This window comes from Pandoraea iniqua (genome assembly GCF_902459685.1).
GTDB lineage: Bacteria > Pseudomonadota > Gammaproteobacteria > Burkholderiales > Burkholderiaceae > Pandoraea > Pandoraea iniqua.
In genome coordinates this window covers 1-19809 of the sequence record NZ_CABPSF010000010.1, presented here as the reverse complement: position 1 = coordinate 19809, position 19809 = coordinate 1, and the positions used below count along the sequence as shown (strand labels likewise).

Genomic DNA, 19809 nt, shown 5'->3' with positions numbered 1-19809 from the left:
AACTTTCGTATTGTACAATAAAGTCTTTCCCCGACTTTAGGGGATTCCATGTAGAAGGCCGCAGAGCGGGGCTTCCCGGGCTTTGGCCGGCAGCATCCCCTCTCATCGTTCTGCGCCCCCTGCGCCCGCGTTGCCAGCCCGTCTCCTGTGGCTGCGGCGCTCCCCGGTTCCTGTCATGTCCCTACTTCATCAAGCCCGCTTCTTTACGACCGTCAATCATCTGCGCGATCTGCCGCCCACGGCAGTGCCCGAGGTCGCCTTCGCGGGTCGCTCGAACGCGGGCAAATCCAGCGCGCTGAACATTCTGTGCAATCAGAAGCGGCTGGCCTTCTCCAGTAAGACGCCGGGCCGCACGCAGCACATCAATTACTTCGAGATTGCCCACCTCGAACATCTCTACGGCTATCTCGTCGACCTGCCCGGCTACGGCTACGCCGAAGTGGGCGGCGGCGTGAAAGTGCACTGGCAGCAACTGCTCGGCGATTATCTGGTGCAACGCCCGCAACTGCGCGGGCTGGTGCTGGTGATGGACTCGCGTCGACCGTTCACGGATCTCGATTGCGAACTGATCGACTGGTTCCTGCCGACCGGGCGCCCGATTCACGTGCTGCTGACCAAAGCCGACAAGCTCACCCGTCAGGAAGCCACCGTCGTCCTGCGCGACACCCAGAAGCGCCTGAACGCCCTTCAGCGCACCGACGGCCTCCCGGCGGACGATCCCAACACGCTGCCCCAGTTCACCGCGCAGCTGTTCTCGTCGCTCAAGCGCACCGGTGTCGAAGCCGCGCAACGCGTGCTCGAAGACTGGCTCGCCATTCCGCCGCGCGAATCCGCGAAGAAATGAGCGTGTCTCAGTAATTTCGCCGTCCGGCACGATTCGGCATTCCACTGCCACCCCCAAAGGTAGATGACCCACGAGCCCGCCGGGCGCGACATAACGTCGCGGCCCGTGGCGGCGTCATTGGTGTCGTTGGCGTCGATGGGAAGGCAATCGGAGCGGCGTGTCGCTGCCTCAACCGAACGGATGAGGGGGCGCGCCAATATAGCGAGATGGGCCGCGATCCCCGCATGCCGCCGATTTCCGGGGCGTTGGGTGCGAGCTGAGGACGACAAAGCGAGCGCACATAAAAAAACCGCCGTGTAGGCACGGCGGGTTTAAATGAGCCTTATCGTAGAACGACAGGCGCCCGCTCAGGGAGGAGAAGCGGGGGACGCCACACACAGTGCGAACATCCGGTTGGTATGATATACCATGCGTCCGAAAGTTTCCCGGCAAGCGGCCTTTTTTGCGCGCTTTCCTCCTTACGGAATCGTTGAGCCGATCGCAACGGCAACGCCTTTTCGGGACGTCTTCACCCGACGAATCACGGAATTTTCAGACGCGCTATTCCCCGTCCAAAGGACCGATCGCATGAGTTCCTATCCCCTGCTTCGCCCGCGCCGCATGCGACGCGATGACTTCTCGCGCCGCTTGATGCGCGAAAACCACCTGACCTGTGACGACCTGATCTATCCGGTGTTCGTGCTCGAGGGTCAGAATCGCCGCGAGGCGGTCGACTCGATGCCCGGCGTCGAGCGCGTCTCGGTCGACGAATTGCTGCGCGTGGCTGACACGTGCGTCACGCTCGGTGTGCCCGTCATTGCGCTGTTCCCGAATATCGATGCGTCGCTCAAGACGCCCGACGGTATCGAAGCCACCAACCCCGAAGGCCTGATCCCACGCGCCGTGCGCGAGATCAAACGCAACTTCCCCGATCTTGGCGTGCTCACCGACGTGGCCCTCGACCCGTACACCAGCCACGGTCAGGACGGCGTGCTCGATGAGAACGGCTACGTCATCAACGACGTGACGACCGCAATTCTCGTGAAGCAAGCACTTACGCAGGCTGAAGCCGGCGTAGATATCGTCGCACCGTCCGACATGATGGATGGCCGCATCGGCGCCATTCGCGAGGCTCTCGAAGCTGCCGGACACATTCACACGCGCATCATGGCCTACGCGGCCAAGTACGCGTCGGCCTTCTACGGCCCGTTCCGCGACGCCGTCGGTTCGGCATCGAATCTCGGCAAGGGCAACAAGATGACCTACCAGATGGACCCGGCCAATTCGGACGAAGCGCTGCGTGAAGTAGCGCTCGATATCGAAGAGGGCGCAGACATGGTCATGGTCAAACCCGGCATGCCGTACCTCGACATCGTGCGCCGCGTGAAAGATGAGTTCCGCTACCCGACGTATGCCTATCAGGTCAGCGGCGAATACGCGATGTTGAAGGCTGCGGCCCAGAACGGCTGGCTCGATCACGACAAGGTCATGATGGAATCGCTGCTCGCCTTCAAGCGCGCAGGCGCCGATGGCATCCTGACCTACTTCGCACTCGACGCAGCGCGCCTGATTCGCGCACAAGCCTGAGCGGAAGAGACCTGAGTAGACTTGAGCTGGCTTGAGCTGGCTTGAGCAGACTTTAGGAACCGCCGGCCACCGGCTGGGCGTATCCGGTCAAGTTCTTGCAGAGAAAAGACAAACAGCTAGTCCGTCACCGGGCTAGCTGTTTGTTTATGTAGCGGCAGGGCCGTACGCCTTATCCAGACTGCGCAGGAATTGGTCGGCCGACTGCGCACCGATCACGCGCGAGCCTGCAACCTCAGCGCCCTTGCCATCGAAGAAGATGATGCCGGGCGGACCGAACAGCGCGAAACGTTTGAGCAGCGCCTGATCATCAGCATTGTTTGCAGTCACGTCGGCTTGTACGAGCAGCATCTGATCAAGGCGCGCCTTCACGCGAGGATCGGTGAACACGAACCGCTCCATCTCTTTGCAACTGATACACCAGTCGGCATAGAAATCGAACATGACCGGCCGCCCCGCCGTGGCAACGACCTGATCGAGTTCAGCAACACTTCGCACGCGCTGGAATTTCACGCCCTCGGAAGCCTGCGCACCCGCACTGGCGCTCCCCGACGCGACGCTCGACAAACCGGCCAGCGGGGCCAGCGGATCACGGGCGCCTGCGGCAGCACCGACCAACGCCACCGCGCCCAGCAACGCAACGGCAACGCCAAGACCTTTGAGCAGCCGTCGCGCACCGCTCACCCCGTCGGGCAAGCTATCGAAGACACGCATAAACGTCGCGGCCACCAACAGCAGCACACCCCAGCCGAGCAGCAAGACTTGCGTCGACAGCAGCGGGCGCACGATCCACAGCGCAACACCCAGCAACAGGAAGCCGAAGAACCGCTTCACACCATCCATCCATGCGCCGGCGCGCGGCAGCAACGTGCCACCACCACCGGCCAGAATCACCAGCGGCAGCCCCATCCCCAACGACAGCGCGAAGAGCGTGGCGCCGCCAAAAACGGCATCCCCTGTCTTGGCGATAAAAGCGAGCGCAGCGGCGAGCGGTGCCGTCACGCAAGGGCTGACGATCAGGCCGGACAGGATGCCCATCATGGCTGCGCCCACCCACTGCCCCGACTTCTGTTTGCGCGCGGCATCGTCGATGCGCTCACGCAGCGCCGACGGCAACTGGATCTCGTACATGCCAAACATCGACAGCGACAAAATCACCATCAGCAGCGCAAACAGCGCGAGCACCCACGGCGCCTGAAGAAACGCGATGAGGCCTTGCCCGAGCAGGCCTGCCGCGACACCGATCACGGTGTTCACGATGGCCATACCGAGCACGTAGGCGATCGCCAGACGCACGGCCTTGCCGCGACTGGCCTCCTGACCGGCGACGATCGACAACAAGATAGGCACCATCGGCAAGACGCACGGCGTGAAGGCCAGCCCCACGCCCAGCGCGAAGAAGATGCCCAACGCCAGCAGGAAGCTACCGCCAGAGAGAATGCGTTCGGCTTCGCTGTAATCGTCACGCGCCGAGAGCCAGCTGCCACCCGAACCGCTTGGCGCAGCCGCGTTTGCATTCGACGTCGCCGTCGCGGGCTTGGCGCCGAGCAGCGCCTGCGTGGCCGGACCGGCAGCGGCTTGCGACGACATCGACGACATCGACGACGCGCCGCCGACACCGCTGGTACCGCTAGCACCGCCAGAGCTACCGACAGCCGCCGAGATCTTGAATGGCTTGTCCATCGGCGGATAGCACAGCCCCTTGTCCGCACAGCCCTGCATCGTCACGGTCAGCGTGAAGGGGGCTGTAACGTCAGCGACAGGAATCCTGACGTCGATGGGCTCGTGATAGACCTCCATATCCTTACCGAAGGTCTCGTCGTGCTTGACCTCACCTTTCGGGAATTCAGGGGTACCGAGCTTGATGGCCGGGTTATCGGCGGCGAACGCAAAACGCTCGCGATAGAGGTAGTAGCCTTTGGCCACTTCAAAATGCAGCAGCACCGCACCGGGTTGCTCAGACTTCGACACCTTGAAGGCAACATCCGGGTCGAGGAAATCGTCTGCCGCATGGGCACGACCGACGCCGACCGTCATCAGCAGCAACGCTGCACAAAGCCACGCGAAGGCCCAGAACGTGAGCCTCCTTTGGGCGCCGATCGTCGATTCAAACATGCAACTTCCCCCGAGTCTCATCCTCAACCCAGCGCGCGTACGCGGGCAACGCAGCCGTCGCGGGCCACGCCACGATCTCCGGCACGTCGTAAGGATGGTGTTCCTTGATGAACTGCTCAAGCGCCGTGTAACGCGCGGCACTTGTCTTGATCATGAGTGGCACTTCGACACTCGTCTCGCGCTTGCCCTGCCAGCGGTAGCTTGAACGCACCGGCGCCATTTGCTGCACGCAGGCCGCCAACCCGGCATCCAGCATGCCGTCGATAGCAGCCTCGGCGCTGGCCTCGTCGGGAAACGTCGTCATGACGATAAGAAGGGCATCCATAGTGTGCAATAGACCGGTCAAACGTAGCGATTGTTCACTGTACACCGGCCGTAAGCAAGCTGCGCAGACGGCCCGTTATTCCGGAGATATCTGCGGCGCGGTTCGGACAACACCTTAAATGAAAAAAGCCAGGTCAATGACCTGGCTTCTCTCTGACAGCTCACGGTACCCGAAGGTCCGTTGCGCAAGTCACTTACTCAGCAACTTCCGGCGCTTCCGTATCGACTTCCGGACGGTCCAGCAGTTCGACGAACGCCATCGGGGCGTTATCGCCAACGCGGAAACCCATCTTCAGGATACGCAGGTAGCCACCCGGACGGGTTGCAAAACGCGGGCCGAGCACGTTGAACAGCTTCGACACCGAGTCACGATCACGCAGGCGGTTGAAAGCCAGGCGGCGGTTAGCCAGCGAGTCCTTCTTGCCCAGGGTGATGAGGGGCTCGACGACCTTACGCAGTTCCTTGGCCTTCGGCAGCGTGGTCTTGATCGCTTCGTGTTCGATCAGCGAGTTCGACATGTTACGGAGCATTGCCAGACGGTGGCTGCTCGTACGATTCAGTTTACGCAAACCATGACGGTGACGCATTTCAACTTTCCTTTAAACAGAGTTTTTCGACCAAGCTCTTCTATCGGTGACAACCACCGCGGGCCGGTGTCGTTACAAACGGCCGTATCGGATCACTCCGACGCACCGCACTTTTGTTGCAACACGGCCGCCCGAAGGCGGCCATGTCTTCACAACTTACTTCTCGAGACCAGCCGGCGGCCAGTTTTCGAGCTTCATACCCAGCGTGAGACCACGCGAGGCCAGCACTTCCTTGATCTCGTTGAGCGACTTGCGACCCAGATTCGGGGTCTTGAGCAATTCGTTCTCGGTACGTTGGATCAGGTCGCCGATGTAGTAGATGTTTTCGGCCTTCAAGCAGTTGGCCGAACGCACCGTCAACTCGAGATCGTCCACCGGACGCAACAGGATCGGATCGATCTGCGGCGCACGCGACGGCGCTTCGCTGGCGGCTTCCGTGCCTTCCAGCGCAGCGAACACCGACAGCTGGTCGACGAGGATGCGAGCCGATTGACGGATCGCTTCTTCCGGCGACACAACACCGTTGGTTTCGATGTTCATCACGAGCTTGTCCAGGTCGGTACGCTGTTCCACGCGGGCCGATTCGACCGCATAGCTCACACGCTTGACCGGCGAGAACGACGCGTCGAGGACGATACGACCAATAACCTTGGCCGAATCATCGCCATAACGGCGCACGTTACCCGGGACATAACCACGACCCTTCTCAATCTTGATCTGGACGTCGAGCTTACCGCCCTTGGCCAAATGTGCAATCACGTGATCGGGGTTGATCAGTTCGACGTCGTGCGGCAGTTCGATATCCGAAGCACGCACCACACCTTCACCATCCTTGCGCAGCGTAACGGTGACTTCGTCACGGTTATGCAGCTTGAACACAACACCCTTCAGGTTCAGCAGGAAGTTGACAACATCCTCCTGAACGCCGTCGATGGTGGAGTATTCATGCACGACGCCGGCGATCGTCACTTCGGTCGGCGCGTAGCCGAGCATCGACGACAACAGCACGCGGCGCAGCGCATTGCCCAAGGTGTGGCCGTAACCACGTTCGAACGGCTCCATCACAACTTTGGCGTGATGCTCACCGACTTCTTCAACCTCGATGATCTTGGGCTTCAATAAACTGTTTTGCATAGGTTTCCTTTTCAATACCCTCGGCTCGTTACACCGATAAGGCTGATGGGTGACAAACCTGCACGGAACGCAAACGCGCCGTGAGGCGCGTCAGCGTTTGGATTAACGCGAATACAATTCGACGATCAGGCTTTCGTTGATGTCGCCCGCGATATCGCTACGTTCCGGCAGTGCCTTGAAAGTGCCTTCCATCTTCTTGGCGTCAACCGAAACCCAGATCGGGAAACCGACTTGTTCTGCCAGCGTCAGCGATTCTTGAATACGCACTTGCTTCTTGGCCTTTTCGCGCACGGTGATCACATCACCGGCCTTGACCTTGATCGACGGGATGTTGGCGACAACACCGTTCAGCACGATGGCCTTGTGGCCAACCAGCTGGCGCGCTTCAGCGCGCGTCGAACCAAAACCCATGCGGTACACGACGTTGTCCAGACGCGACTCGAGGACTTGCAGCAGGTTTTCACCCGTGTTGCCCTTCAGACGATCGGCTTCCGCGAAATAACGACGGAACTGACGCTCGAGCACGCCGTAAATACGCTTGACCTTCTGCTTTTCGCGCAGTTGGTTGCCGTAGTCGGACGTACGAGCACCCGAGGTGCGGCCATGCTGACCCGGCTTGCTATCCAGCTTGCACTTGTCGGCGAGCGAGCGACGTGCGCTCTTCAGGAAGAGATCAGTACCTTCACGACGGGAGAGTTTGGCCTTCGGGCCGATATAACGTGCCACGGTTGTTCCTTTATCTCAAAATTTGACGCAGCGGCGCCTTGTCCACTACGCAAGTCCGGTACCAATGTACCGGACGGTGGTCTTAGAAATTGCTTCGCGCACGGCCGAGACCGTGCGCGAACCCGCGATTATAGCAGGATTTTCTAAAGCGTCTTAGATACGACGACGCTTCGGCGGGCGGCAGCCGTTGTGCGGGACCGGCGTCACGTCCGAGATGGCCGTGATTTTGATACCCAGCGCATTCAGTGCGCGAACCGCGGATTCGCGACCCGGGCCCGGGCCCTTGATGCGAACTTCCAGGTTCTTCACGCCGTATTCCAGCGCCACGCGGCCAGCCGATTCAGCAGCAACCTGGGCAGCAAACGGGGTCGACTTACGCGAACCCTTGAAGCCCTGGCCACCCGAAGTCGCCCATGCCAGTGCGTTGCCCTGACGATCGGTGATCGTGATGATGGTGTTGTTGAACGAAGCGTGGACGTGCACGACGCCTTCAGCAACGCTCTTCTTGACCTTCTTACGAACGCGCTGTGAAGCGGCGTTGTTCTGTTGCTTAGCCATGAGTTTCCTATCCTCTGGTTACTTCTTCAGCGAGACGCCGGCCTTACGCGGGCCCTTGCGGGTACGCGCATTGGTACGGGTGCGCTGGCCGCGGACCGGCAGGCCCTTGCGGTGACGCAGACCACGATAGCAGCCCAAGTCCATCAGGCGCTTGATGCTCATGGTCACTTCACGGCGCAGGTCGCCTTCAACCGTCAGCTGACCGACTTGGTCACGCAGCTTTTCGAGATCGTTGTCGTCGAGGTCCTTGACCTTCTTCGAGAACGGCACACCAGCGGCTTCGCAAATCTGGCGAGCGCGCGTGCGACCGACACCGTAAATAGCCGTCAGGCCGATTTCCGTGTGCTGGTGGTTCGGGATGTTAACCCCTGCAATACGAGCCATTCGTAATTCCCCAACTAAATAGCGTTAAAGGCCGATTAGCCCTGACGTTGCTTGTGGCGTTGATCCGTGCTGCAAATCACGCGCACTACGCCTTTGCGCTTCACAATCTTGCAATTGCGGCACAGACACTTAACAGATGCCAAAACTTTCATGACAATTCCCTCTCTCTAATCACTTCGCCCGGAAGACGATCCGCGCACGCGACAGATCGTAGGGCGTCAACTCAACCGTCACCTTATCCCCGGGAAGGATGCGGATGTAATGCATCCGCATCTTGCCGGAAATATGTCCGAGTACTACATGGCCATTTTCCAGTTTCACCCGGAAGGTGGCATTGGGGAGGTTTTCAAGGACCTCACCCTGCATTTGAATAACGTCGTCTTTCGACATGATCCCAGATGATCAGCGAAGCGTCATGTTATTGCCGCCCTTGAAATTCGCCTTGCGGAGCAGCGACTCATACTGTTGCGACATCACATACGACTGCACTTGCGCCATGAAATCCATCGTGACCACGACGATGATCAGCAGTGACGTTCCGCCAAAATAAAACGGGACGTTCCAGCGCAACACCAGGAACTCGGGCAGCAGACACACCAGGGTGACATAAGCTGCACCGGCCAGCGTCAGACGCGTCAAGATCTTGTCGATGTACCGTGCCGTCTGGTCGCCCGGACGGATACCCGGCACAAACGCGCCGCTCTTCTTCAGGTTCTCGGCCGTTTCTTTGCTGTTAAACACCAGTGCGGTGTAGAAGAAGCAGAAAAACACGATTGCCAAAGCATAGAGCATCACGTAGATCGGCTGACCCGGCGACAACTTGGCCGCGATGTCCTTGAGCCAACGCGTGTTGTCACCTGCGCCGAACCAGTTCGCGATCGTTGCCGGGAACAGGATGATCGACGACGCAAAGATCGGCGGAATCACACCAGCCATATTCAGCTTGAGCGGCAGGTGCGATGCTTGACCACCGTATACCTTGTTGCCCACCTGACGTTTGGCGTAATTCACCAGAATCTTGCGCTGACCCCGTTCCACAAACACGACGAAGAACGTCACGAGCACAACGAGCGCACAGATCACGATCGCCGAGAACGGACCGATCGAACCAGTACCGACGAGCTCGAACAGGCCGCCCACAGCATTCGGCAAACCGGCCGCGATACCACCAAAGATGATGATCGAGATACCGTTACCGAGGCCGCGTTCAGTGATCTGCTCACCGAGCCACATCAGGAACATCGTGCCGGTCACGAGCGTGATCACCGTCGTCAGGCGGAACATCATGCCTGGATCAACGACGAGTCCCGGCTCGCTTTCCAACGTCACCGCGATTGCAGCTGCCTGGAAGAGCGCAAGTACCACCGTGAAATACCGGGTGTACTGCGTAATCTTGCGTTGGCCGGCTTGGCCTTCCTTACGCAAGGCTTCCAACTGTGGCGAAACCATCGCCAGCAACTGCATGATGATCGACGCCGAGATGTACGGCATGATCCCGAGCGCGAAGATCGTGAAACGCGACAACGCACCGCCCGAGAACATGTTGAACATGCCCAGGATCCCGCCCGACTGGCGCTGGAACAGCTGCGCCAGCTGATCGGGGTCGATGCCCGGCACCGGGATATGCGCACCAATACGGTAGACGATCAACGCCAGCAGCAGGAAAACCAGCCGCCGGCGCAGATCCGCATACTTCGGGCCCTGCGTACCAGGCTTAGCGAGATTAGGAGACTTGGCCAATGATGGCTCCGGGGTGTCCTAACTTACTCTGCGACCGAACCGCCAGCCGCCTGAATTGCCGTGAGCGCACCCTTGGTGACGCCCAGACCCTTCACAACGACCTTGCGGGTGATCTCGCCAGCGGCGATGATCTTGGCCGACAACGACAGCTCGCTCACCAGACCGGCCTGCTTCAGAACCAACAGATCGATTTCGTCGACCGGCAGGTTGTTCAGGTCCGACAGGCGAACTTCGCCCACGAAACGGCGCGTCAGCGACTTGAAGCCACGCTTCGGCAGACGACGTTGCAGCGGCATTTGACCGCCTTCGAAGCCCACCTTGTGGAAGCCGCCCGAACGCGACTTCTGACCCTTGTGACCACGGCCGGCGGTTTTACCCAGACCCGAACCGATGCCACGGCCAACGCGGCGCTTGGCGTGTTTAGCGCCTTCTGCCGGCTTAATCGAATTCAATTCCATTTTGCCCTCGCTCAGTCGACGATCTTCACAAGGTACGAGACCTTGTTGATCATGCCCCGCACAGCGGGCGTGTCCTGCAACTCATACGTCGAATTGAGGCGACGCAGGCCGAGACCGCGAACGGTGGCACGATGTTCTTCGCGCGTACCGATCAGGCTCTTGACCAGCTTGACTTTCACAGTTTGTTGCTGCGACATATTGATCACCCTTAGCCGAGGATCTCTTCCACCGACTTGCCACGCTTAGCGGCGATGTCAGCAGGAGTCGATTGTTTCTTCAGGCCGTCGAGCGTGGCGCGGACCAGGTTGTACGGGTTCGTCGAGCCAAGGCTCTTCGTCACCACGTTGGTCACGCCCATCACCTCGAACACCGCACGCATCGGGCCACCAGCGATAACGCCGGTACCGTCTTTCGCCGGCGACATCAGGACGCGCGAGGCGCCATGCTGGCCGAGAACGTTATGTTGCAGGGTGCCATTCTTCAGGGCGACCTTGAACATATTGCGGCGGGCTTGTTCCATTGCCTTTTGAACGGCAACCGGGACTTCCTTCGCCTTGCCTTTGCCCATGCCGATGCGGCCATCGCCGTCACCAACCACGGTCAACGCGGCAAAACCGAGAATACGACCACCCTTCACCACTTTCGTGACGCGGTTGACCGAAATCATCTTCTCGCGAAGGCCGTCGTCGCGTTCGTCAGCCTGAACTTTCGCTTGCATCTTTGCCATGACGGATCCTTACTTAGAACTTGAGGCCGGCTTCACGGGCAGCGTCGGCCAAAGCCTTGACGCGACCGTGATAGCGGAAGCCCGAGCGGTCGAAAGAGACGCTTTCGATGCCGGCAGCCTTCGCCTTTTCGGCGATACGACGGCCGATCAGCGCAGCAGCAGCAGCGTTTCCGCCCTTGCCTTCCTTGTCGCCCAGTTCCTTGCGCACTTCGGCTTCCAGCGTCGAAGCGCTGGCCAGCACTTGCGTGCCGTCTTCCGAGAAAACTTGCGCGTAAATGTGCACGTTGGTGCGATGCACGGAAAGGCGATGCACCTTTTGAGCTGCCAGCTTGATACGAGTCTGGCGAGCGCGGCGCACACGTGATTGTTTCTTGTCCATGTTTCGCACCCTTACTTCTTCTTGGTTTCCTTGAGGATCACCACTTCGTCCGCATAGCGGACACCCTTACCCTTGTAGGGCTCGGGCGGACGGTAACCGCGAACTTCCGCAGCCACTTGTCCGATGCGTTGTTTATCAACGCCTTTGATGATGATCTCCGTTTGCGTCGGGGTTTCCGCCTTAACACCTTCCGGCATGGCGTGCACAACATCGTGCGAGAAACCCAGCTCGAGCTTCAGGTTGTTACCTTCAGCCTTGGCGCGATAACCCACGCCAACGAGTTGCAGCTTCTTCTCGAAACCCTTGCTCACACCGGTCACCATATTGTTGACCAGTGCACGTTCCGTACCATACAGCGCGTTCGCTTCACGGCTTTCATCGGCCGGGGCGAAGGTGATGGTTGCGTCTTCAATCTTGACGTTCACGAGGGTGTTGATGCCGCGGGTCAACGAACCCAGGGCGCCCTTGATCGTCAGCACATTGCCAGTCAGCGTTGCGTCAACGCCCTTCGGCAGTGCAATAGGACTCTTACCTACGCGAGACATTTAAACTCTCCTCGGTTAGGCGACGTAGCAGATGACTTCGCCGCCCACGCCGGTGGCGCGTGCTTTGCGATCGGTCATCACGCCCTTCGGGGTCGAGACGATTGCAACGCCGAGGCCATTCATGACCTGCGGGATCTCGTTGCGGCTCTTGTACACACGCAGACCCGGACGCGACACGCGCTCGAGGCGCTCAATCACAGGACGGCCAGCGTAGTACTTCAGTGCGATGTTCAGCACCGGCTTGGTTTCTTCTGCCTCAACCGCGAAGTCATCGATGTAGCCTTCGTCCTTCAGGACTTTGGCGATCGAGACCTTCAGCTTGGACGAGGGCATCTTCACGGATGCCTTCTCAACCATCTGAGCGTTGCGGATGCGGGTCAGCATATCGGCGATAGGATCGCTCATGCTCATGGTGCTTCTCCTATTACCAGCTAGCTTTGGTCACGCCCGGGATTTCGCCACGGAAGGCGATTTCACGGATCTTGTTACGGGCCAGGCCGAATTTGCGGAAGGTTCCGCGCGGACGGCCAGTCAGTTCGCAACGATTGCGTTGACGCGTCGGGTTGGCGTTACGCGGCAGCTGTTGCAGCGCCAGACGTGCTTCATAACGCTCGTCTTCCGACTTGCTGGTGTCTTCGATGATCGCTTTGAGGGCGTCGCGCTTGGCAGAAAATTTCTGCGCCAGACGGGCGCGTTTCTTTTCGCGTTCGATAAGTGCCAGTTTAGCCACGATTACCTCAGTTACGGAACGGGAATTTGAACGCCGACAGAAGAGCCTTGGCTTCTTCGTCAGTCTTCGCGGTGGTGGTGATGCTGATGTTCAGCCCACGCAGCGCGTCGATTTTGTCGTACTCGATTTCGGGGAAGATGATCTGTTCCTTCACACCGATGTTGTAATTGCCACGACCGTCGAACGCACGACCCGAAATACCGCGGAAGTCACGCACGCGCGGCAGAGCCACGGTGATGAAACGATCCAGGAATTCGAACATACGCTCACCGCGCAACGTCACCATCGTACCGATCGGGTAACCTTCGCGGATCTTGAAACCGGCGATAGCCTTGCGAGCCTTCGTCACCACCGGCTTTTGGCCGGCAATCTTCGTCAGGTCGCCAACGGCGTGTTCAATGATCTTCTTGTCAGCAACCGCTTGGCCAAGGCCCATGTTCAGGGTGATCTTGGTGATACGCGGCACTTCCATGACAGACTTGTAACCGAACTGAGTCGTCAGATCGGCAACAACCTTGTCTTTGTAGAACTCTTGCAAACGGGCCATTCTCTATACTCCCTGCGACTTAGGCACCGACGACCGTAGCACCGGTCGTCTTGAGGAAGCGGACCTTCTTGCCGTCTTCGACCTTGATGCCCACGCGCGACGGCTTGCCATTGGCATCCACCAGCGCCACGTTCGAAACGTGGATCGGCATCGTTTTGTCGACCACGCCACCTTGCGTGCCCTTCATCGGGTTCGGCTTGACGTGCTTCTTAGCAACGTTCACGCCCTCGACGACCAACTTGTCGCCATCAATGGCCAGGACCGTGCCACGCTTGGCCTTGTCCTTACCCGTCAGCACGATGACCTGGTCACCCTTGCGAATCTTGTTCATGTGTCGGCTCCTTACAGCACTTCCGGGGCCAGCGACACGATCTTCATGAAGCGTTCGGTACGCAGTTCACGCGTAACCGGTCCGAAGATACGGGTGCCGATCGGCTCGAGCTTGGTGTTCAGCAGCACGGCGGCGTTGCCGTCGAATTTGACCAGCGAGCCGTCTTGGCGACGCACGCCCTTGGCGGTACGCACGACCACTGCATTGTAAATTTCGCCCTTCTTGACGCGACCACGCGGCGCAGCGTCTTTCACGCTGACCTTGATGATGTCGCCAATGCCGGCGTAACGACGCTTGGAGCCGCCCAGCACCTTGATGCACATCACTTCGCGCGCACCGGTGTTGTCGGCCACTTCGAGCCGGGTTTCAGTTTGAATCATGGTGTTATCTTCCCAACTTAATCCGACACCTGGGCGTCGGTCAGTCTTGGTCCCCGTCAGCATCAAAGGATGCTGTTTGGGTTGAGTCGTTCAAAAGTGGACAACCTTGCTACCTCAACACGACTCGTAGAGGATACGAATCAGTCTCGGAAGCCATCCACTCCCTTGCGAAACCAAAGACCGGTTTTGGCGAAAGAAGCGGAAAGTCCGGAATTATACATCGATAATTCCGGACTTGCAAGTCAGCCTTCGCTTCAGCGCGCCTTAGATGATGCGGGCGGCTTCCACGAGACGGGAAACCGTCCAGGCCTTGGTCTTCGACAGCGGACGAGTTTCTTGAATCTCGACCGTATCGCCTTCCTTGATCTGGTTGGTTTCATCGTGCGCGTGATACTTCTTCGAACGCACAATGTACTTGCCGTAGAGCGGGTGCTTCATTTGACGCTCGACCAGCACGGTAACCGTCTTGTCCATCTTGTCGCTGACAACCTTACCCACGAGGGTACGCTTCAGCGAGGTCTTAGCGGTATCGTTCATTTCTGGCTCGCCTTCTCAGTCAACACGGTACGCACGCGCGCGATGTCCTTGCGCACCTTCTTCAGCTGGCTGGTGTTGCTCAGCTGTTGGGTGGCCGCTTGCATGCGAAGACCGAATTGGGCCTTCAGCAGATCCGACAGCTCATTGTTCAGAGCGACGGGATCCTTGGCACGAAGTTCGGATGCTTTCATTTCAATCTCTCCAATCAAGCGCCAAGGCGACGGACGAAGAACGTCGTCTGAATCGGCAGCTTAGCGGCAGCCAGGCGGAACGCCTCGCGTGCCAGTGCTTCATCAACACCGTCCATCTCGTACAGCATCTTGCCCGGTTGAATCTCGGCGACGTAGTACTCAGGGTTACCCTTACCGTTACCCATACGCACTTCGGCCGGCTTTTGCGAGATCGGCTTATCCGGGAAAATGCGAATCCAGATACGGCCACCACGCTTGATGTGACGGGTCATGGCGCGACGAGCGGCTTCGATCTGACGAGCCGTCAGACGACCGCGACCGACCGCCTTGAGACCGAATTCGCCGAACGACACTTCGTTGCCACGGGTGGCGACGCCAGTGTTACGGCCCTTCTGCTCTTTACGATACTTTCTGCGTTTCGGTTGCAGCATGATTATTCTCCAGTCTTGGCGTCGCCTTCAGGCTTGCCAGCCGGACGGCGTGCACCACCGCGCTTCGCACCGGCCTTATCGCCAGCGTCGTCACGACGGGGGCGACGGTCGCCCGGACGCGCGTTGCGGCGCGGACGCTTTTCTTCGGCCGGCTCTTCAGCCACCGGAGCGTCGTTGCGGCCCAGCGTGTCACCCTTGTACACCCACACCTTGATACCGATGATGCCGTAGGTCGTCTTCGCTTCCGAGGTCGCGTAGTCGATGTCGGCGCGCAGGGTGTGCAGGGGCACACGGCCTTCGCGATACCATTCGGTACGGGCGATTTCGATACCGTTCAGACGGCCGGCGCTCATGATCTTGATGCCTTGGGCACCCAGACGCATCGCGTTCTGCATCGCGCGCTTCATTGCGCGACGGAACATGATACGGCGCTCAAGCTGCTGAGCGATCGAGTCGGCGATCAGTTGAGCATCGGTTTCCGGCTTGCGGATTTCTTCGATGTTCACGTGAACCGGCACGCCCATGCGCTTTTGCAGTTCGGCCTTGAGGATTTCGATGTCCTCGCCCTTCTTGCCGATCACAACGCCCGGACGCGAGCTGAAAATCGTAATGCGAGCATTACGGGCCGGACGCTCGATGATGACGCGGCCAACCGAAGCGTTCTTCAGCTTCTTCTTCAGGTAATCGCGAACGCCGATGTCTTCCTGCAACATCTGAGCGAAATTCTGGTTGTTCGCGTACCAACGCGAAGACCAGTTACGACTGACGGCCAAGCGGAAGCCAGTCGGATGAATTTTCTGTCCCATCGTGACCCCTTAGTTACCCAGCGTCACAGTGATGTGACAGGATTGCTTCTCGATGCGGTTACCACGGCCCTTGGCGCGCGCGGTGAAACGCTTGAGCGAGGTCGCCTTGTCGACGAAGATGCCCTTAACGCGCAGCTCGTCGATGTCAGCACCTTCATTGTGCTCGGCGTTGGCGATTGCCGACTCGAGCACCTTCTTGATGATGACAGCGGCCTTCTTCGGCGAGAAGGTCAGGACATTCAGTGCACGTTCGAGCGGCAGGCCACGAATCTGGTCAGCGACCAGACGCGTCTTCTGCGCCGAGATACGAGCACCGCGATGAATTGCTTTCACTTCCATGATCGGGCCCCTTATTTCTTCGCCTTCTTGTCGGCCGCATGGCCTTTGAAGGTACGGGTAAGTGCGAACTCACCCAGCTTGTGGCCGACCATGTTTTCCGTCACGTACACCGGCACGTGTTGACGGCCGTTATGCACAGCGATCGTCAAACCGATGAAATCGGGCAGAACGGTCGAACGACGCGACCAGGTTTTGATCGGCTTCTTGTCCCGCGATGCAGCAGCCGCTTCCACTTTCTTCAGCAGATGAGCGTCGCAAAACGGACCTTTTTTAACAGAACGAGTCATTTGCTAGCTCCTTAACGCTTCTTGCGACGCTGAACAATCATGCTGTCGGTGCGCTTGGTCGAGCGGGTACGCTTACCCTTGGTATGCTGACCCCACGGGCTGACCGGATGACGACCAGCAGCCGTACGACCTTCACCACCACCGTGCGGGTGATCCACCGGGTTCATCGCCACACCGCGAACGGTCGGGCGAATACCGCGCCAACGCTTTGCACCGGCCTTGCCCAATTGGCGCAGGCTGTGCTCTTCGTTACCGACTTCACCGATGGTGGCGCGGCACTCGATGTGCACGCGACGGATTTCACCCGAACGCAGACGCACCTGGGCGTACACGCCTTCACGGGCCAGCAGCATTGCCGAGGTACCTGCAGCACGAGCGATTTGCGCGCCCTTGCCCGGCAGGATTTCGATGCCGTGGATCGTGGTACCGACCGGAATGTTGCGGATCGGCAGTGCATTGCCAGCCTTGATCGGCGCTTCCGAGCCGCTCACCACTTGCTGGCCGACGGTCAGACCGCGCGGAGCAATGATGTAACGACGCTCGCCGTCGGCGTAGCAAAGCAGTGCGATGTTCGCGCTGCGGTTCGGGTCATATTCCAGACGCTCAACCTTCGCCGGAATGCCGTCCTTGTTACGACGGAAATCGACGATACGGTAATGTTGCTTATGACCGCCACCCATGTGACGGGTGGTGATGTGACCGTTGTTGTTACGGCCGGCGGTCTTGCTCTTGGTATCCAGCAGCGGGGCGAACGGCTTGCCCTTATGCAGATCCTTGTTGACGACCTTAACCAGGGCACGACGGCCCGGCGATGTCGGCTTAGTTTTGACGAGTGCCATGATTACTTGGCCTCCGCTTCAAAATTGATTTCCTGACCCGGCTTCAGGCTGACGTAGGCCTTCTTCTCATGGTCGCGACGACCCATGAAACGGCCAAAGCGCTTTTGCTTGCCCTTGCGGTTCAGGATTTGCACCGACTCGACTTCCACTTTGAAGAGAAGCTCAACAGCAGCCTTCACTTCTTGCTTGTTCGCGTCACGTGCAACTTGGAACACCACTTGCTCGTTCTTGTCGGCCACCAGCGTCGCCTTTTCGGAGATCACCGGCGCGAGCAGGACCTGCATCAGACGATGGTCGTTTTTACGCACGTCGCTCATGACAGCATCTCCTCAATCTTGGCGATCGCGCCCTTCGTCAGCAACACCTTCTTGAAGTAGATGAGCGACAGCGGGTCGGCGAAACGCGGCTCGGTGACAGCGAAGTGAGCCAGATTGCGCGAGGCCAAGAACAGGTTCTCGTCCACGGTATCCGTGATCAGCAGCACCGAATCGAGGCCCATGGCCTTGATCTTTTCAGCGAGCAGTTTGGTCTTCGGGGCATCAATCTTGATGTCGTCGACCACTACCAGACGACCTTCACGGGCGAGCTGCGACAGAATCGAGCACACACCGGCGCGGTACATCTTCTTGTTGATTTTGTGGGTGAAGTTTTCTTCCGGCGAATTCGGGAAGATACGGCCACCGCCGCGCCACAACGGGCTCGACGACATACCGGCACGAGCGCGGCCCGTACCCTTCTGACGCCACGGCTTCTTGGTCGTGTGCTTGACCTGTTCACGGTCTTTTTGCGCACGATTGCCGCTGCGGGCGTTGGCTTGATAAGCCACAACCACTTGGTGGATCAGCGCTTCGTTGTAGTCACGACCGAACACGACGTCCGACGCGTTGACCGCAGCGCCTTCCTGACCTTGCTCATTCAGGAGCTTCAGTTCCATTGTTACGCTCCCTTCGCGAGTTTGGCCTTGACAGCCGTGGTCACGAAAACCTTGCCTTCGTTGGCGCCCGGAACGGCACCCTTCACGAAGAGCAGGCCACGTTCAGCGTCAATGCGCGCGATTTCGAGATTCTGCACCGTCGTCGTCGCGTCACCCATGTGACCCGTCATGCGCTTACCCGGGAACACACGGCCCGGATCCTGCGCCATACCGATCGAACCCGGAACGTTGTGCGAACGCGAGTTACCGTGCGAGGCACGGCCGGAAGCGAAGTTGTAACGCTTGATCGTACCGGCGTAACCCTTACCGATCGACACGCCTTGCACGTCGACCTTCTGGCCTACTTGGAACAGATCAACGCCAACGGCTGCGCCCGGCTGCAATTCAGCAGCTTTAGCAGCTTCGACGCGGAATTCCTTCAGGATTTCACCGGCTTCGACACCCGCTTTCGCGTAGTGACCGGCGGCGGCTTTGGTCACGCGCGTGGCGCGACGCTTACCGAAAGTAACTTGAACGGCGGTATAGCCGTCCGTTTCATCCGTCTTGATTTGCGTCACACGGTTGTTAGACACGTCGAGCACGGTAACGGGAATCGAATCGCCGTCGTCCGTGAAAATACGCGTCATGCCAACCTTGCGACCGACAAGGCCAAGGCTCATGATTTTCTCCATTCCCGACTGCGATTGGCCGGGGCTAAATGACAAAAGGATGGACCACGGATGTGGGCCATCTTTTCAAAACTACACTTGAGCCCGCCATTATAGACGAGCTTTTATCGCTTGACAAGTGTTGCTAAATCGCATAACAAAAGCCCCACCAGATCCAGCATTGGCGGGGCTTTCGAGAGCAAAGTCGCCCGTAAGCCTTACTGCAGCTTGATCTCGACGTCGACACCAGCCGGCAGGTCCAGCTTCATCAGCGCGTCGACGGTCTTGTCCGTCGGATCGACGATGTCCATCAGGCGTTGGTGCGTGCGGATTTCGAGCTGATCGCGCGACGTCTTGTTGACGTGCGGCGAACGCAGGATGTCGAAACGCTCGATGCGCGTCGGCAGGGGCACCGGGCCCTTGACGATTGCGCCCGTGCGCTTGGCGGTTTCGACGATTTCAGCAGCCGACTGGTCGATCAAACGATAGTCGAAGGCTTTCAGGCGGATACGGATTTTTTGGTTCTGCATGGAAATTCTCCAAAGAGCGTGGCAGCCCTCGTTCGGGTGCCGGGTAAATCACAAAGAGCAAACAGACATTCGGTGGCAGGCGCCGGACTCGCCGGCACTTGCCACCTCAAAATCCGCTATTAGGCAACGATCGTAGCAACCACGCCGGCGCCGACGGTACGGCCACCTTCGCGGATTGCGAAACGCAGACCTTCGG

The 19809-nt window shown here is 59.1% G+C and carries 34 protein-coding genes; 2 read left to right on the top strand and 32 right to left on the bottom strand.

Annotated features, from left to right (window positions below):
* The first annotated feature begins 175 nt into the window (after nucleotides 1-175).
* Both yihA and hemB read left to right on the top strand, forming a co-directional pair.
* Nucleotides 176-844: a ribosome biogenesis GTP-binding protein YihA/YsxC gene (gene yihA / locus PIN31009_RS25075; protein WP_087686303.1), complete on the top strand. Its 669-nt coding sequence runs from the start codon at nucleotides 176-178 to the stop codon at nucleotides 842-844.
* 567 nt (nucleotides 845-1411) lie between these two features.
* Nucleotides 1412-2410, top strand: a complete 999-nt coding sequence (gene hemB / locus PIN31009_RS25070) for a porphobilinogen synthase (protein WP_150791907.1) — start codon at nucleotides 1412-1414, stop codon at nucleotides 2408-2410.
* A 144-nt stretch (nucleotides 2411-2554) separates the two neighbouring features.
* On the opposite strand, the gene dsbD is transcribed toward hemB, so the two are convergent.
* The 32 genes from dsbD to PIN31009_RS24910 form a co-directional block, all read right to left on the bottom strand.
* A complete protein-coding gene (gene dsbD / locus PIN31009_RS25065; RefSeq protein WP_150791906.1) occupies nucleotides 2555-4522 on the bottom strand; it encodes a protein-disulfide reductase DsbD in 1968 nt (655 codons plus the stop codon).
* Nucleotides 4515-4847, bottom strand: coding sequence for a divalent-cation tolerance protein CutA (gene cutA / locus PIN31009_RS25060; RefSeq protein WP_150791905.1), 333 nt, complete (start codon nucleotides 4845-4847; stop codon nucleotides 4515-4517). The genes dsbD and cutA overlap by 8 nt, the downstream gene beginning before the upstream one ends.
* Before the next feature lie 193 nt (nucleotides 4848-5040).
* The gene (rplQ, locus tag PIN31009_RS25055) at nucleotides 5041-5433 is read right to left on the bottom strand and encodes a 50S ribosomal protein L17 (protein ID WP_058376367.1); all 393 of its coding nucleotides are present in this window, start codon (nucleotides 5431-5433) and stop codon (nucleotides 5041-5043) included.
* Nucleotides 5434-5589: 156 nt separating this feature from the next.
* Nucleotides 5590-6567, bottom strand: a complete 978-nt coding sequence (locus PIN31009_RS25050; protein ID WP_058376368.1) for a DNA-directed RNA polymerase subunit alpha — start codon at nucleotides 6565-6567, stop codon at nucleotides 5590-5592.
* 102 nt (nucleotides 6568-6669) lie between these two features.
* On the bottom strand, nucleotides 6670-7293 hold the full coding sequence (rpsD, locus tag PIN31009_RS25045; RefSeq protein WP_150682360.1) for a 30S ribosomal protein S4: 624 nt from the start codon (nucleotides 7291-7293) through the stop codon (nucleotides 6670-6672).
* 153 nt (nucleotides 7294-7446) lie between these two features.
* Nucleotides 7447-7851, bottom strand: a complete 405-nt coding sequence (gene rpsK / locus PIN31009_RS25040) for a 30S ribosomal protein S11 (RefSeq protein WP_010804113.1) — start codon at nucleotides 7849-7851, stop codon at nucleotides 7447-7449.
* Between the two features lie 18 nt (nucleotides 7852-7869).
* Nucleotides 7870-8235 (bottom strand): 30S ribosomal protein S13, encoded by a 366-nt coding sequence (gene rpsM / locus PIN31009_RS25035; protein ID WP_058376370.1) that lies wholly within the window; start codon nucleotides 8233-8235, stop codon nucleotides 7870-7872.
* A 35-nt stretch (nucleotides 8236-8270) separates the two neighbouring features.
* Nucleotides 8271-8387: a 50S ribosomal protein L36 gene (rpmJ, locus tag PIN31009_RS25030; protein ID WP_084656468.1), complete on the bottom strand. Its 117-nt coding sequence runs from the start codon at nucleotides 8385-8387 to the stop codon at nucleotides 8271-8273.
* Between the two features lie 19 nt (nucleotides 8388-8406).
* Nucleotides 8407-8625, bottom strand: a complete 219-nt coding sequence (gene infA / locus PIN31009_RS25025; protein ID WP_010804116.1) for a translation initiation factor IF-1 — start codon at nucleotides 8623-8625, stop codon at nucleotides 8407-8409.
* Nucleotides 8626-8637: 12 nt separating this feature from the next.
* Nucleotides 8638-9975 (bottom strand): preprotein translocase subunit SecY, encoded by a 1338-nt coding sequence (gene secY / locus PIN31009_RS25020; RefSeq protein WP_058376371.1) that lies wholly within the window; start codon nucleotides 9973-9975, stop codon nucleotides 8638-8640.
* A gap of 23 nt (nucleotides 9976-9998) precedes the next feature.
* Complete coding sequence (rplO, locus tag PIN31009_RS25015; protein ID WP_039393709.1) at nucleotides 9999-10433, bottom strand: 50S ribosomal protein L15; 435 nt, start codon at nucleotides 10431-10433, stop codon at nucleotides 9999-10001.
* A gap of 11 nt (nucleotides 10434-10444) precedes the next feature.
* Nucleotides 10445-10630: a 50S ribosomal protein L30 gene (gene rpmD, locus PIN31009_RS25010; RefSeq protein ID WP_058379946.1), complete on the bottom strand. Its 186-nt coding sequence runs from the start codon at nucleotides 10628-10630 to the stop codon at nucleotides 10445-10447.
* A gap of 11 nt (nucleotides 10631-10641) precedes the next feature.
* Nucleotides 10642-11160: a 30S ribosomal protein S5 gene (gene rpsE / locus PIN31009_RS25005; protein WP_058376372.1), complete on the bottom strand. Its 519-nt coding sequence runs from the start codon at nucleotides 11158-11160 to the stop codon at nucleotides 10642-10644.
* Nucleotides 11161-11173: 13 nt separating this feature from the next.
* Nucleotides 11174-11539, bottom strand: a complete 366-nt coding sequence (gene rplR, locus PIN31009_RS25000; RefSeq protein WP_039393713.1) for a 50S ribosomal protein L18 — start codon at nucleotides 11537-11539, stop codon at nucleotides 11174-11176.
* Nucleotides 11540-11550: 11 nt separating this feature from the next.
* Nucleotides 11551-12084, bottom strand: coding sequence for a 50S ribosomal protein L6 (gene rplF / locus PIN31009_RS24995; protein WP_058376373.1), 534 nt, complete (start codon nucleotides 12082-12084; stop codon nucleotides 11551-11553).
* Between the two features lie 15 nt (nucleotides 12085-12099).
* Entirely contained in the window at nucleotides 12100-12495 is a 396-nt protein-coding gene (gene rpsH, locus PIN31009_RS24990; RefSeq protein WP_150686685.1) for a 30S ribosomal protein S8, read from the bottom strand.
* A 13-nt stretch (nucleotides 12496-12508) separates the two neighbouring features.
* Entirely contained in the window at nucleotides 12509-12814 is a 306-nt protein-coding gene (gene rpsN / locus PIN31009_RS24985; RefSeq protein WP_058376374.1) for a 30S ribosomal protein S14, read from the bottom strand.
* Nucleotides 12815-12821: 7 nt separating this feature from the next.
* On the bottom strand, nucleotides 12822-13361 hold the full coding sequence (gene rplE, locus PIN31009_RS24980; RefSeq protein ID WP_150686686.1) for a 50S ribosomal protein L5: 540 nt from the start codon (nucleotides 13359-13361) through the stop codon (nucleotides 12822-12824).
* A 19-nt stretch (nucleotides 13362-13380) separates the two neighbouring features.
* A complete protein-coding gene (rplX, locus tag PIN31009_RS24975; protein ID WP_058376376.1) occupies nucleotides 13381-13692 on the bottom strand; it encodes a 50S ribosomal protein L24 in 312 nt (103 codons plus the stop codon).
* An 11-nt stretch (nucleotides 13693-13703) separates the two neighbouring features.
* The gene (rplN, locus tag PIN31009_RS24970) at nucleotides 13704-14072 is read right to left on the bottom strand and encodes a 50S ribosomal protein L14 (RefSeq protein ID WP_010804127.1); all 369 of its coding nucleotides are present in this window, start codon (nucleotides 14070-14072) and stop codon (nucleotides 13704-13706) included.
* 264 nt (nucleotides 14073-14336) lie between these two features.
* Complete coding sequence (rpsQ, locus tag PIN31009_RS24965; RefSeq protein WP_039374937.1) at nucleotides 14337-14609, bottom strand: 30S ribosomal protein S17; 273 nt, start codon at nucleotides 14607-14609, stop codon at nucleotides 14337-14339.
* Nucleotides 14606-14800, bottom strand: a complete 195-nt coding sequence (gene rpmC, locus PIN31009_RS24960; RefSeq protein ID WP_058376377.1) for a 50S ribosomal protein L29 — start codon at nucleotides 14798-14800, stop codon at nucleotides 14606-14608. The genes rpsQ and rpmC overlap by 4 nt, the downstream gene beginning before the upstream one ends.
* A 14-nt stretch (nucleotides 14801-14814) precedes the next feature.
* The gene (gene rplP, locus PIN31009_RS24955; RefSeq protein ID WP_010804130.1) at nucleotides 14815-15231 is read right to left on the bottom strand and encodes a 50S ribosomal protein L16; all 417 of its coding nucleotides are present in this window, start codon (nucleotides 15229-15231) and stop codon (nucleotides 14815-14817) included.
* Nucleotides 15232-15233: 2 nt separating this feature from the next.
* Nucleotides 15234-16037: a 30S ribosomal protein S3 gene (rpsC, locus tag PIN31009_RS24950; protein WP_058376378.1), complete on the bottom strand. Its 804-nt coding sequence runs from the start codon at nucleotides 16035-16037 to the stop codon at nucleotides 15234-15236.
* 9 nt (nucleotides 16038-16046) lie between these two features.
* Nucleotides 16047-16376, bottom strand: a complete 330-nt coding sequence (gene rplV, locus PIN31009_RS24945) for a 50S ribosomal protein L22 (RefSeq protein ID WP_058376379.1) — start codon at nucleotides 16374-16376, stop codon at nucleotides 16047-16049.
* Between the two features lie 11 nt (nucleotides 16377-16387).
* Nucleotides 16388-16663, bottom strand: coding sequence for a 30S ribosomal protein S19 (gene rpsS / locus PIN31009_RS24940; RefSeq protein ID WP_010804133.1), 276 nt, complete (start codon nucleotides 16661-16663; stop codon nucleotides 16388-16390).
* 11 nt (nucleotides 16664-16674) lie between these two features.
* On the bottom strand, nucleotides 16675-17502 hold the full coding sequence (gene rplB, locus PIN31009_RS24935) for a 50S ribosomal protein L2 (protein ID WP_058376380.1): 828 nt from the start codon (nucleotides 17500-17502) through the stop codon (nucleotides 16675-16677).
* Between the two features lie 2 nt (nucleotides 17503-17504).
* The gene (rplW, locus tag PIN31009_RS24930; RefSeq protein ID WP_058376381.1) at nucleotides 17505-17819 is read right to left on the bottom strand and encodes a 50S ribosomal protein L23; all 315 of its coding nucleotides are present in this window, start codon (nucleotides 17817-17819) and stop codon (nucleotides 17505-17507) included.
* Nucleotides 17816-18436, bottom strand: a complete 621-nt coding sequence (gene rplD / locus PIN31009_RS24925; protein ID WP_058376382.1) for a 50S ribosomal protein L4 — start codon at nucleotides 18434-18436, stop codon at nucleotides 17816-17818. Before rplD ends, rplW begins: the two co-directional genes overlap by 4 nt.
* 2 nt (nucleotides 18437-18438) lie before the next feature.
* Nucleotides 18439-19095, bottom strand: coding sequence for a 50S ribosomal protein L3 (rplC, locus tag PIN31009_RS24920; RefSeq protein ID WP_058376383.1), 657 nt, complete (start codon nucleotides 19093-19095; stop codon nucleotides 18439-18441).
* 206 nt (nucleotides 19096-19301) lie between these two features.
* Nucleotides 19302-19613, bottom strand: a complete 312-nt coding sequence (rpsJ, locus tag PIN31009_RS24915; protein WP_010804138.1) for a 30S ribosomal protein S10 — start codon at nucleotides 19611-19613, stop codon at nucleotides 19302-19304.
* Nucleotides 19614-19732: 119 nt separating this feature from the next.
* The coding region (locus PIN31009_RS24910) for an EF-Tu C-terminal domain-related protein (RefSeq protein ID WP_455657243.1) at nucleotides 19733-19809 on the bottom strand (77 nt) is incomplete at its 5' end.